Origin of the sequence: Ottowia sp., assembly GCF_016703145.1 — a bacterium.
Classification (GTDB): domain Bacteria; phylum Pseudomonadota; class Gammaproteobacteria; order Burkholderiales; family Burkholderiaceae_C; genus Ottowia.
Window position 1 is genome coordinate 547,932 of record NZ_JADJCO010000002.1, and the last position, 12,713, is coordinate 560,644.

General features: G+C 68.9%; 11 protein-coding genes. 6 read left to right on the forward strand and 5 right to left on the reverse strand.

Translation table 11 applies throughout. The features are described from left to right. The first annotated feature begins 1 nt into the window (after window position 1). The 3 genes from IPG65_RS02790 (at window position 2) to IPG65_RS02800 (ending at window position 4,238) form a co-directional block, all read left to right on the forward strand. Window positions 2-727: a hypothetical protein gene (locus tag IPG65_RS02790; protein WP_293187757.1), complete on the forward strand. Its 726-nt coding sequence runs from the start codon at window positions 2-4 to the stop codon at window positions 725-727. A 117-nt stretch (window positions 728-844) separates the two neighbouring features. Next, window positions 845-2,971: a DEAD/DEAH box helicase gene (locus IPG65_RS02795; RefSeq protein WP_293187758.1), complete on the forward strand. Its 2,127-nt coding sequence runs from the start codon at window positions 845-847 to the stop codon at window positions 2,969-2,971. 4 nt (window positions 2,972-2,975) lie between these two features. Further along, window positions 2,976-4,238: a GIY-YIG nuclease family protein gene (locus IPG65_RS02800; protein WP_293187759.1), complete on the forward strand. Its 1,263-nt coding sequence runs from the start codon at window positions 2,976-2,978 to the stop codon at window positions 4,236-4,238. Window positions 4,239-4,287: 49 nt separating this feature from the next. Here the strand turns inward: IPG65_RS02800 and IPG65_RS02805 are convergent, their stop codons facing one another. Both IPG65_RS02805 and IPG65_RS02810 read right to left on the reverse strand, forming a co-directional pair. Beyond that, window positions 4,288-5,721: an aldehyde dehydrogenase family protein gene (locus tag IPG65_RS02805; protein WP_293187760.1), complete on the reverse strand. Its 1,434-nt coding sequence runs from the start codon at window positions 5,719-5,721 to the stop codon at window positions 4,288-4,290. Between the two features lie 156 nt (window positions 5,722-5,877). Beyond that, a complete protein-coding gene (locus IPG65_RS02810) occupies window positions 5,878-8,328 on the reverse strand; it encodes a sodium-translocating pyrophosphatase (protein WP_293187761.1) in 2,451 nt (816 codons plus the stop codon). A gap of 238 nt (window positions 8,329-8,566) precedes the next feature. On the opposite strand from IPG65_RS02810, the gene ppa reads away from it, so the two are divergent. The 3 genes from ppa to IPG65_RS02825 all read left to right on the forward strand — a co-directional run bounded on the left by ppa (window position 8,567) and on the right by IPG65_RS02825 (window position 10,432). Beyond that, on the forward strand, window positions 8,567-9,094 hold the full coding sequence (gene ppa / locus IPG65_RS02815) for an inorganic diphosphatase (protein ID WP_293187762.1): 528 nt from the start codon (window positions 8,567-8,569) through the stop codon (window positions 9,092-9,094). 173 nt (window positions 9,095-9,267) lie between these two features. After that, window positions 9,268-9,834, forward strand: coding sequence for a peptide-methionine (S)-S-oxide reductase MsrA (gene msrA / locus IPG65_RS02820; RefSeq protein WP_293187763.1), 567 nt, complete (start codon window positions 9,268-9,270; stop codon window positions 9,832-9,834). 157 nt (window positions 9,835-9,991) lie between these two features. Further along, window positions 9,992-10,432, forward strand: coding sequence for a CopD family protein (locus tag IPG65_RS02825; protein WP_293187764.1), 441 nt, complete (start codon window positions 9,992-9,994; stop codon window positions 10,430-10,432). A 132-nt stretch (window positions 10,433-10,564) separates the two neighbouring features. Here the strand turns inward: IPG65_RS02825 and IPG65_RS02830 are convergent, their stop codons facing one another. From IPG65_RS02830 to upp, 3 genes are all read right to left on the reverse strand, one after another. Beyond that, complete coding sequence (locus IPG65_RS02830) at window positions 10,565-11,461, reverse strand: OmpA family protein (protein WP_293187765.1); 897 nt, start codon at window positions 11,459-11,461, stop codon at window positions 10,565-10,567. A gap of 34 nt (window positions 11,462-11,495) precedes the next feature. Further along, window positions 11,496-11,897, reverse strand: coding sequence for a DUF4398 domain-containing protein (locus IPG65_RS02835; protein ID WP_293187766.1), 402 nt, complete (start codon window positions 11,895-11,897; stop codon window positions 11,496-11,498). Window positions 11,898-12,058: 161 nt separating this feature from the next. Continuing rightward, window positions 12,059-12,712 (reverse strand): uracil phosphoribosyltransferase, encoded by a 654-nt coding sequence (gene upp, locus IPG65_RS02840; RefSeq protein ID WP_293187767.1) that lies wholly within the window; start codon window positions 12,710-12,712, stop codon window positions 12,059-12,061. Window position 12,713: the final 1 nt, after the last annotated feature.

The following is a 12,713-nucleotide window of genomic DNA, read 5'->3' on the forward strand; positions in this document are numbered from 1 at the left end:
CATGCGGCGAACCCATCGATTGGCGCTGCCAAGGCGAGCGCAAAGCTATCTGGATGGCAGAGCACAGGCCACGGCGGGCCAGCCGAATGTCGAGCGCGCATGGAAAACCGCACGCCAGACAAAGGCGCTGGCAACGGTCGTCGAGACCTTGCAGGCCATGACAGGGCCGCGCCAGCGTTGCATGTACTGCGTGGATTCGCACGGCAGCGACATTGAGCACTTTTGGCCCAAGGGCCCCTATCCCGGCCGTGCCTTCCTATGGCCCAACATGCTGCTGTGCTGCACGGAATGCGGCCGATTCAAGGGGGATCGGTTTCCGCTGTCGAGTGCAGGCGATCCGATGCTGGTGAACCCCAGTGCCGAGAACCCCTGGGAGCACTTGGACTTTGACCCCGACACGGGCAACCTGACCGCGCGTTACGACGCTGCCAGCGGCGCGCCATCGCCGAAGGGGTATGCCACGGTGCAGCTACTCCGTCTGGATCGGCGTGAAGGCATGGCAGAAGGCTATCGACGCGCGTATCGGCGGATTGAGGCTTTCGTGAATGCGGCGTTGTCCGAAGCGGTGATTGACCCGGATCAACTGGCCCAGCAACTTCTGCTGGCCGATGAGCACGGACTGCTGCACTGGTGCTTCGGCCCTGTGGGCGCCAACTTGCGGCCGTTTGCAGCGTTGCGCAACAAGGCGCCGGCTGCATGGGCCGCGTGCGCGGCTGCGGTGCAATGACAAACATGGCGACATGCCAGCCGATAGCGCACCGCCCGAAATGCTCCTGAAACAATAGCTACCAGCCCTCATGAAACAAGGGCTGAAGCCATAAAACACCCATAAGAATTCATCGCCATGACCGAGACGTTTTCTTCCAACCCCACCAACGCCTACACGGTGCCCGCCGTCTCCATCACCACGGCGCACACGGGCGCATCGACCCATGCCAACGCGCTGGGCATGCGGCCGATGCAGGAGCTTGCCTATGCCAAGCGGGGTGAACAGTATTTGCTGATCAAGTCGCCGCCGGCCTCGGGCAAGAGCCGGGCGCTGATGTTCATTGCGCTGGACAAGTTGCACCACCAGGGCCTGCGGCAGGCGCTGATCGTGGTGCCCGAGCGCTCCATCGGCAGCAGCTTTGCCGATGAGCCGCTGCGCCAGCACGGCTTTTTTGCCGACTGGCAGGTGGCGCCGCAGTGGAACCTGTGCAACGCGCCGGGGGCCGATGAGCCCCGCGTGGCGAAGTCGAAGGTGGATGCGGTGCGCCAGTTTCTGGCCAGCGACGACGCGGTGCTGGTGTGCACGCACGCCACCTTCCGCTTTGCGGTGGAGGCGCTGGGCGTCGAGGCATTCGATGGCCGGCTGATCGCCATCGACGAGTTTCACCATGTGTCGAGCAACCCCGACAACGTGCTGGGCAGCCAGCTGGGTGCCTTCATCGCCCACGACAAGGTGCATGTGGTGGCGATGACGGGCAGCTACTTTCGCGGCGACAGCGAGGCGGTGCTGGCGCCGGCCGACGAGGCGCGCTTCGATACGGTGACCTACACCTACTACGAGCAGCTCAACGGCTACCGCTGGCTCAAGTCGCTCGATATCGGCTATTTTTTCTACACCGGCCGCTATGTGGACGCGGTGGCGAAGGTGCTGGACGCGGGGCTCAAGACCATCGTTCACATTCCCAACGTGAATGCGCGCGAAAGCCTGAAAGACAAGGAGCGCGAGGTCAGCGACATCATGGGCGCGCTGGGCGAGTGGCAGGGGGTGGATGCGGGCACGGGCTTTCACCTCGTGCGGGCGCGCGATGGCCGGGTGCTGCGGGTGGCGGACCTGGTGGACGACAGCGATGCGGCGCGGCGCTCGCGCGTGCTGGCCGCGCTGAAAGACCCGGCGCACAAGGACGACCGCGACCATGTGGACGTGATCATCGCGCTGGGCATGGCCAAGGAGGGTTTTGACTGGATCTGGTGCGAGCACGCGCTGACCATCGGCTACCGCAGCAGCCTGACGGAGATCGTGCAGATCATCGGCCGCGCCACGCGCGATGCACCGGGCAAGGCGCGGGCGCGTTTCACCAACCTGATCGCCGAGCCCGCCGCCGACCAAGGTCTGGTGGCCGAGGCGGTGAACGACATGCTCAAGGCCATTTCGGCCAGCCTGCTGATGGAGCAGGTGCTGTCGCCGCGCTACGAGTGGACGCCGCGCAACGCCGGGCCACGCGAGGGTTTTGACTATGGCGAGGGTGGCTACCAACGCGGCGCCGCCAACGTGGGGGTGAACACGGCCACCGGGCAGATTCACCTGGAGATCAACGGCCTGGCCACGCCCCAGAGCGCCGAAGCCACGCGCATCTGCCGCGAAGACCTGAACGAGGTGGTGACCAGCTTTCTGCAGGACAAGGTGGCGCTGGAGCGCGGCCTGTTCGACGCCGACAACACCGTGCCGGAGGAACTGACGGTGCTGCGCATGGGCAAGATCGTGCGCGAGCGCTACCCCGAACTGAGCGCGGCCGACCAGGAGGCGATTCGCCAGCACGCGGTGGCGGCGATGAACATCACCCAGCAGGCCAAGGTGATGCTCGACCCGGCGCTGGCCAACGAGGGTGGCGCCCTGGGCAGCACGGCGCTGATCGACGGCGTGCGCCGCTTCGTCAACGTGCGCGAGCTGGACATCGACCTGATCGACCGCATCAACCCTTTTGAAGCCGCCTATGCGGTGCTGGCCAAGACGATGGACGCACAATCGCTGCGGCAGGTGCAGGACAGCATTGCCGGCAAGACGATCAAGCTGCCGGAGGACGAGGCCCGCGCGCTGGCCCTGCGTGCGGTGCAGTTCAAGCAAGAGCGCGGCCGCCTGCCCAGCCTGCAAGCGGCCGACCCGTGGGAGCAGAAGATGGCCGAGGGCGTGGCGGCCTTTGCGCGCTACGCGGCCCAGGCCAAGGCAGCGCAAGCCGCACGAAGCGCCCAGGCCAGGGAGGCATGACGCGATGAGCGAGATGGACGACGACGCGCTGCTCGACGCGCTGGGCCTGGACATCGCCCCGCCCCCGGCGGCCCGCCACACGCCGCGCGAGGAGCGCATCCTGGCGGGCTTCGAGGACATCCTGCGCTTTCACGAGGCGCACGGGCGCGCGCCCCGGCACGATGCGGGCGGCGATATTTTTGAGCGCCTGTACGCGGTGCGCCTGGACCAATTGCGCCAACTGCCCGAAGCGCGGGCGCTGCTGGCGGGGCTGGACGCGTCAGGGCTGCTGTCGGCGGGGCCGCAGCCGGATGCGGCCGATGCGCTCGACGCCGCCGACGCGCAGCCACTGGACACCGATGCCCTGCTGGCCGCCTTGGGCATGGACGCCACCCCGACGACGGACGACATCCGCGTGCTGCGCCACGTGCGCCCACGGGCGGTCATCCAGGCCGCCGAGGACATTGCCAACCGCACGCCCTGCGCGGATTTCGAGCAGTTCAAACCCCTGTTCGATGCGGTGGACAGCGGCCTGAAGAACGGGCAGTGGGTGAGCAAACCCTTCGGCAAGAACGCCAGCGTGGCCGTGGGCGATTTCTTCATCCTCGGCGGGCTGGTGGTCCATGTGGCCGAGATGGGTGACACCTACAAGACGCCCAATGCCGAGACCAACGGCCGCCTGCGGGTGGTGTATGCCAACGGCACCGAAAGCGACCTGCTGCTGCGCTCGCTGCAGCGCGCCCTGTACAAGGACGGCGAAGGGCGCGCCGGCCGCCGGCTGGTGCCGGTGGCGGCCGGACCGCTGTTCGGTGACGTGGCCGAAGCAGACGATCTGGCGTCCGGCACCATCTATGTGCTGCGCAGCCTGTCGAGCCATCCCCACGTCGCCGAGCACCGCGAGCTGATCCACAAGATCGGCGTGACCGGCGGCAAGGTCGAGGACCGCATCGCGGGCGCCAACAAGGACGCCACCTACCTGCTGGCCGATGTGGACGTGGTGGCCACTTACCAACTGCACAACCTGAACCGCACCAGGCTGGAAGCCCTCTTTCACCGGCTGTTCGCCGTCGCGCGGATCGACCTGACCATCGAAGACCGCTTCGGGCGCCCGATCAAGCCGAGGGAGTGGTTCCTGGTGCCACTGCACGTGATCGACGAGGCGGTTCAGCGCATTCGGGATGGCTCGATCACAGGCATGACGTACGACCCCGGCACGGGTCGGTTGGTGCCCACCCCGCAATCGCAACTGGGCATCGACGGGGCGCATCCAAAAAGCGACACGGCTTGATACGCGAATCGCGCATGGCCGCCCTGGTCCATCGTTTGTCCGACGCAGGTCACCCGTGGCGCACCGCCACCGTCTTGAGGGTGGTGAAGCCGTACAGCGCCTCGAAGCCCTTCTCGCGCCCGTGGCCGGACGACTTGACGCCGCCGAAGGGCAGCTCCACCCCGCCGCCGGCGCCGTAGTGGTTGATGAACACCTGGCCTGATTTGACGCGCCGCGCCATGCGGAACTGGCGCGCGCCGCCCTGCGTCCACACGCCGGCCACCAAGCCGAAGCGGGTGGCGTTGGCCAGTTCCACGGCGTGGTCCTCGTCCCGGAACGGCATGGCGGCCAGCACCGGGCCGAAGACTTCCTCTTGCGCCAGGCGGTGCGTGGCGGGCACGTCGGCCAGCAGCACCGGGGCCTGGTAGAAGCCGCTTTCCGGCGCGTCATCGACCACCACGCCCTGCGCCACGGCGGGGATGTGCGAGGCCTGCGCGTCGGACAGGAAGTCCCACACGCGCTGCTGCTGGCTTTGGCGGATCAGCGGGCCCAGGTCCAGGTCCAGCGCGGCTGGGCCCACGCGCAGTTGGGTGAAGGCCTCGCCCAGGCGCTCCAGCACGGTGTCGTAGATGGCCTGCTCGATGAGCACGCGCGAGCCGGCCGAGCAGGTCTGGCCGGCGTTCTGCACGATGGCGTTGATGACCACCGGCAGCGCGGCGTCGAGGTCGGCGTCGGCAAACAGGATCTGCGGGCTCTTGCCGCCCAGCTCCAGCGTGACGGGGCAGTGGCGCTCGGCCGCGGCCTGCTGGATGAGCGTGCCCACGCGCGGGCTGCCGGTGAAGCTGATGTGGTCCACGCCGGGGTGGCGCGCCAGCGCGTCGCCCACCTCGTGGCCATGGCCGGTGACGATGTTGATGCAGCCTGCCGGAAAGCCCACGTCGGCCGCCAGTTGCGCCACGCGCAGCAGCGACAGGCAGGCGTCCTCGGACGGCTTGACCACGCAGCAGTTGCCGGCGGCCAGCGCGCCGCCCACGCTGCGGCCGAAGATCTGCATCGGGTAGTTCCACGGGATGACGTGGCCGGTGACCCCGTGCGGCTCGCGCCAGGTCAGCACGCTGTAGCCGTGCTGGTAGGGCAGGGTCTGGCCGTGCAGCTTGTCGCAGGCGCCGGCGTAGAACTCGAAGTAGCGCGCCAGCGCGGCGGCGTCGGCGCGCGCCTGGGCGGTGGGCTTGCCGCAGTCGCGCTGCTCCAGGGCGGCCAGCTCGTCGGCGTGCTCGGCCACCAGGCGCGACAAGGCCATCAGCAGGCGCCCGCGCTCGGCGGCGCTCAAGGCGCTCCAGGGGCCGTCGAAGCAGGCGCGGGCGGCGCGCACGGCGGCGTCGATGTCGCGCGCGTCGCTGCGCTGGATTTCGTCGAAGGGCTGGCCGTCGGACGGGTCGATCACCGGCAGGGTGCGGCCCGAGAGCGAGGCGATGGCGTGGTGACCGATGAAGTTGAGCTGCATGGCGGCATTGTGCCCCGCCGCCGGGTTTTCAAGGATTTTCGGCTTGCAGCCCGCGTGGATATTACGCTGGAAGCTATTTAAAAAATAGCAATGCAGGAGAGGTCGTCCCATGAGAAAGCCCGCTTGCGCGGGCCTTCCGAGGGGGACGGCGCGCCGCTAACGCAGCGTGACTTCCACGCGGCGGGCCTGCGCGCCGCTGCCGGCCTGGATGTCGTCGGGCTTGCGCAGCTCGATGCGCTCGGCCAGCACGCCCAGGCCGGTGAGCAACTCGCGCACCGCTTCGGCGCGCTGGCGGGCGACCTCGGCGTTGGCGGCGGCGCTGCCGGTGCTGTCCACGTAGCCGCTGACGACGGCGGTCTTGCCGGCCTGCACGCCTTGGGCGATGACGGCCAGCGCCTTTGGACCATCGGGATGCGGGTCGGCCTGGCCGGTGGCGAAGTAGAACCTGACCACCTCGCCCTCGACCAGTACGCTGGCCGCGTCCTCGCCAGTGGCCGGTGCCGCGGCGGCGGCATGGGGCGACGCCGGCGCGGAGGCGGTCGGGCCGCCGTGCATGCCCACCACCAGCGGCACGATCAGCAGCGCCACGATGTTGATGATCTTGATCAGCGGGTTGACGGCCGGGCCGGCGGTGTCCTTGTAGGGGTCGCCCACGGTGTCGCCGGTGACGGCGGCCTTGTGCGCCTCGCTGCCCTTGCCGCCGTGGTGGCCGTCCTCGATGTACTTCTTGGCGTTGTCCCAGGCGCCGCCGCCGGTGCACATGCTGATGGCGACGAACAGGCCGGTGACGATGGTGCCCATCAGGAGGCCGCCCAGCGCCTTCGGCCCCAGCAGCAGGCCGACGGCGATCGGCACCACCACGGGCAGCAGGGACGGAATGACCATCTCCTTGATGGCGGCGCTGGTCAGCATGTCCACCGCCTTGCCGTATTCAGGCTTGGCGGTGCCCTCCATGATGCCGGCGATGTCGCGGAACTGGCGCCGCACCTCGACCACCACGGCGCCGGCCGCGCGGCCCACGGCCTCCATGGCCATGGCGCCGAACAGGTAGGGGATCAGGCCGCCGATGAACAGGCCGACGATCACCATCGGGTCGGACAGGTCGAAGCGGATGGCCTGGCCGTAGCTCTCCAGCTTGTGCGTGTAGTCGGCGAACAGCACCAGCGCGGCCAGACCGGCCGAGCCGATGGCGTAGCCCTTGGTGACGGCCTTGGTGGTGTTGCCCACGGCGTCCAGCGGATCGGTGATGTCCCGCACGCTGTCAGGCAGTTCGGCCATCTCGGCGATGCCGCCGGCGTTGTCGGTGATGGGGCCGTAGGCGTCAAGCGCCACCACGATGCCGGCCATGCTCAGCATGGCGGTGGCCGCGACCGCGATGCCGTACAGGCCGGCGAGCTGGTACGACACGAGGATGGCGACGCACACGAAGATCACCGGCCAGGCCGTCGAGCGCATCGACACGCCCAGCCCGGCGATGATGTTGGTGCCGTGGCCGGTGGTCGAGGCCTGGGCGATGTGCCGCACGGGCGAATACTGCGTGCCGGTGTAGAACTCGGTGATCCACACCAGCGCGGCCGTCAGCACCAGGCCGGTGACGCAGGCGCCGAACAGCTTCATCCGCGCGCCGCTGCCGCCCAGGGCGTCGTCGGGAATGACCCATGCCGTGACGAACCAGAAGGCGATGAGCGAGAGCACGCCGGCGATCGCCAGGCCCTTGTACAGCGCCGGCATCACGTTCTTCATGCCCGGCGAGGCCTTGACGAAGAAGCAGCCGATGATGGAGGCCACGATCGACACCGCGCCCAGCGCCAGCGGGTACATCGCCGCCTGCCACGGCGCGGCGGCCACCATCAGCGCGCCCAGCACCATGGTGGCGATCAGCGTGACGGCGTAGGTCTCGAACAGGTCGGCCGCCATGCCGGCGCAGTCGCCCACGTTGTCGCCCACGTTGTCGGCGATCACGGCCGGGTTGCGCGGGTCGTCCTCGGGGATGCCGGCCTCCACCTTGCCCACCAGGTCGGCGCCCACGTCGGCGCCCTTGGTGAAGATGCCGCCGCCCAGCCGCGCGAAGATCGAGATCAGCGACGAGCCGAAGGCGAAGCCGATCAGCGGGTTCAGCAGCGTGGCCAGCCCGCCGGGCGCCGCCGCTCCGGTGCCGACCAGGACCCACGTGAACGCCGCCACGCCCAGCAGGCCCAGACCCACCACCAGCATGCCGGTGATGGCGCCGCCGCGGAAGGCCACGTCCAGCGCCGGCCCGATGCCGCGCGTGGCCGCCTGCGCCGTGCGCACGTTGGCGCGCACGGAGACGTTCATGCCGATGAAGCCGCAGGCGCCCGAGAGCACCGCGCCGACGACGAAGCCGGCGGCCGTCGTCAGGTCCAGCACGATGCCGATCAGCACCGCCAGCACCACGCCGACGAGGGCGATGGTCTTGTACTGCCGCGCCAGGTAGGCCGCCGCGCCGGCCTGGATGGCGGCGGCGATCTCCTGCATGCGGGCGTTGCCGGCGTCCTGCGCCAGGATCCAGCCCCGCGCCCAGAAGCCATAGATGACGGCGATGAGGCCGCAGATGAGCGCCAGAACCAGCGCCGAGTTGCCTGTCATGAATGAATCTCCTCACAAAGCGATTGCGCCTCGGAGGGGCCGGCCCTGTCCCTGGGACAACGCAGCCGGCTCCTCCACTGCGTTGCTTCCTCGCTCCCTGGCTGCAGGCTGGGGCGGACGATTGGCCAACAGGCCAAATTTAGCCCGAAAACGCGGCCGGTGGCCAATGCCCTTGGCGCACTCGTAGAATCAGCACCGATTCCAGCCTCCCCCACTCCAACCATAACGGCAGACAAACATGTCCTTCGACAACGTATCCCCCGGCAAGAAAGCGCCCGAAGAGTTCAACGTGGTCATCGAGATCCCGATGAACTCCGACCCGATCAAGTACGAAGTGGACAAGGCATCCGGCGCGATCTTCGTCGACCGCTTCATGACCACCGCCATGTACTACCCGACCAACTACGGCTACGTGCCGCAGACGCTGTCGGGCGACGGCGACCCGGTGGACGTGCTGGTCATCACGCCGTACCCGCTGCACCCCGGCGTGGTGGTTACCTGCCGCGCCCTGGGCATCCTGAAGATGGAAGACGAGGCCGGCATCGACGGCAAGGTGCTGGCCGTGCCCACCGACAAGATCCTGCCCATCTACAGCCACTGGAAGACGGTGGAAGACGTCAACGACATGCGCCTGAGCGCCATCAGCCACTTCTTCGAGCACTACAAGGACCTGGAGCAGGGCAAGTGGGTCAAGGTGCTGGGCTGGGAAGGCGTGGCCTCGGCCCAAAAGGAAATCACCGACGGCATGGCCGCCTACAAGAAATAAGCACCAAATCCGGCGCTGGCCCGCATCGGCGCTGCGCTAGAAGCTATTGATTTGAAAGCACCCCGGCGTCCTGCGCCGTGGGTGCTTTGCTTTGCCTGTGGATTCTTGGGCGGATTTCTGCCAATCTCCAGCTTGGTCTTGTTTGTTTTGACGCAGGGCGGAGAGCAGTCCAAATGGAAAAAATCATTGAAAACCAACAAGATAAAAAACTTGAAACCGTCGTTTTAGGCGGTGGTTGCTTCTGGTGCACCGAGGCCGTCTTCAAGGAAGTGCGCGGCGTGCTCGACGTCGAGTCGGGCTACAGCAATGGCCAGCCCGGGCGGCCGACCTACGAGCAGGTGTGCACCGGCCGCACCGGCTGCGCCGAGGTGGTCAAGCTCGTCTACGACCCGGCGCGGATCGGCGCGCGGCAAATCATGGAGATCTTCTTCGTCGTGCACGACCCCACGCAGCTCAACCGCCAGGGCAACGACGTGGGCACGCAGTACCGCAGCGGCATCTACTTCACCACGCCCGAGCAGAAGGACGTGGCCGAGGCCCTGATCCGCGAGATGAGCCAGGACGGGGTGTACGACGGCGCCATCGTCACCGAGGTCGCGCCGCTGGCGAACTACTGGCCGGCCGAGGACGAGCACCAGGACTTCTTCGAGCGCAACCCTTACCAGGGTTATTGCATGGCCGTCGCGGCGCCCAAGGTGGCCAAGTTCCGCAAGACCTTCCGCGACTGGTCGCGGCAATGAGGCGGCAGCCGGCTTGGTTATGGATGAAAACGCCTGAATGCCCGCGCGGATATTGCGTCAGAAGCTATTGTATTGATAGTAATCCGGGGTGAACGGCGCGCCATGGCCCGCCCTTGGCGTGAGCGACAATCGGCGCTCGATCCGCCTTGCGACCCCGATGTACGCCTTCGCCCTGTTCCTCCACGTGCTCGCCGCCACCGTCTGGACGGGCGGCCACCTGGTGCTGGCCTTCGCCGTGTTGCCGCGCGTGCTGCGCGAGCGCTCGCCGGAGCAACTGCTGCGCTTCGAGCAGGGCTACGAGCGCATCGGCATGCCGGCGCTGGCGGTGCAGGTCGTCACCGGCGTGTGGATGGCGCACCTGCTGGTGCCCGACGTGTCGGACTGGCTCTCGCCGTCCACGCCGGTGGCGCGCGCCATCGCGCTCAAGCTGGCGCTGCTGGCGGCCACCGCGCTGGTCGCGCTGCACGCGCGCTTTCGCGTCATTCCGAGCCTGTCGGCGCGGACGCTGCCGCTGATGGCCGGGCACGTCGCGGCGGTCACGCTGCTGTCGGTGGCCTTCGTCGCGGTGGGCGTGTCGTTGCGCTTCGGCGGGGTATGACGTCTTCCCCAGGAGAGCCGTTTGCCGTTTTTCTCGTGAAGGGGGTGGCGCCGGAATGCGGGTGTTCCAAGGTTCCAGCCTGCGCTGGCATTGCATCGGTAGCTATGAATAACATAGCTACCGGCGATGCGGTCAGTTGCGCGAGCGCAAGGTGCCCTTGTCGTCGGCGATGACCACTTCCACGCGGCGGTTCAGGGCGCGCCCCTCGGGCGTGCCGTTGCTGGCCACCGGGTAGGCCTTGCCGTAGCCGCGCGCGGTGATGCGGCCGGCGTCCACGCCGCGCATGGTCAGTGCCTGCTGCACGGCCTGGGCGCGGCGGTCGGACAACGCCAGGTTGGCGGCCTCGGAGCCCACCGAATCGGTGTGGCCCTCGATCAGCAGACGGCGGTCGGGGTACTGCCTCAGGAAGTCGGCCAACTGGTCCAGGCGCTGGCCAGCGGTGGGCAGCAGCTGCGCCTTGCCGAACTCGAACAGCACGTCGCCCAGCGTCACCAGCAGGCCGCGCTCGGTCTGCTGCGCCTGCAGCTCCTTCAGCCGTGCCTCCAGCGCGGCGGCGCGGGCGTTGGCCTGCGCCGCCTGGGCCTGCGCGGCACCCACCTGGGCCTGCGCCGCGCGCGCCTCGCCACGGGCGGCGTCGGCTTCGCGCGTGCGGGCCTCCAGGCGCAGGCGGTCGGCCTGGGCGCTGGCATCCTTCATCTGGTCGTCGGCCGTGCGCGCGCGGGTCAGCACCGTGGCGGTCTCGGCGCGCTGGCGCGCCAGGTAGGCCAGGTGGCGCGCCTCGTCCTGGTCGCCGTCGTCGCGCCAGGCCCAGTCGGCGCGGGCCAGGGTGTCGGTGGCGGCCTTCAGCTCCAGCGGCGCACGGCGGGCGACGTCGGGGTTGGCGGCGGCGCCGTTGACCTGCGAGCGCGCTTCTTCCAGCTCAGGCAGGGGACCGCGCGTGGCGCAGGCGGCCAGGGCCAGGGCGGCGGCGAGCGCGAGGGCGCCGCCGGCGCGCGGCGCGCCTCGGGTGGGGAAAAGTCGTGTGGTCATGGGGAACTCCGTGTCGATGCAGGGCGGGTGGCGGTCACTTCGGGGGGCTGCGGCGCTGCAGCTCCTCGTTGAGCGCGCGGACCGAATCCTGCAGTTCGTTCACGGCCCGCTCGCTGCGCGTGGCCTGGGCCTTGGCCTCGGCCAGCCGCGCATCGGCCTGGGCCTGCTCGGCCAGGCGGCGGGCCTGGTCGTAGTCCTTGTCGGCCATGGCGCGCTCGGCGCGGGAGAGTTTGTCGCGCGCGGCCTGCAGTTCGACCGGCGCGGCGGCGGCGGTGTCGGGCGCGGTGGTGACGCGGTCGACCGTGGTCTTGGCCACGGCCATCTCCTCGCGCGGCGCCGGCGTGCCGGAGCAGGCGCCCAGCGCCAGCGCGGCGGCCAGCGCGGCCCACAGCGGCGCGCGAGGAGCGGGCGGTGATGTTCGAAGCGTGAGGGACATGGACCTTTTCCTTTCTGGTGGTCGGGAGAGGGGCCATGGGTGGGCGCCTCTGCCAGACCATTCTTGGCAGGGGCGCGGGCGCCGGCGCGTCGGCGGGGCGACGGCATTCCTGTCGGCCGAGGCCGACATCCGCGTAGGAAAGGGGAGTGGCGAGCCCGGGGCTACTTGGTGCCGAAGATGCGGTCGCCCGCATCGCCCAGGCCGGGCAGGATGTAGCCGTGGTCGTTCAGCTCGCGGTCGATGGCGGCGGTGTAGATGGGCACGTCGGGGTGCTCGGCGTGCAAGGTGCGGATGCCCTCCGGCGCCGCCAGCAGGCACAGGAACCCGAGCGAGCGCGGCCGCAGGGCCTTCAGCCGCGCCAGCGCCGCCGCCGCCGAGTGGCCGGTGGCCAGCATCGGGTCCACCGCGATCACGTCGCGCTCGGCCATGTCGGTGGGCATCTTGAAGTAGTACTCCACCGCTTCCAGCGTCTTCGGATCGCGGTACAGGCCGACGTGCCCGACGCGGGCGTTGGGCACCACGCGCAGCAAGCCGTCGAGCATGCCGTTGCCGGCGCGCAGGATGGAGGCGAACACCAGCTTCTTGCCGTCGATCATGGGGCTGGCCATCTTCTCCAGCGGGGTCTCGATCTCGACCATCTGGGTCGGCATGTCGCGCGTCACCTCGTAGGCCATCAGCATCGCCAGCTCGCCCAACAGGGTGCGGAAGGTGGTGCTGCTGGCCTCCCTGTCGCGCATCAGCGTGAGCTTGTGCTGCACCAGGGGGTGGGTGATGTGGTGAACCTGGGCGGCGCGAGGGGCGGGCGTTTGCGGCATG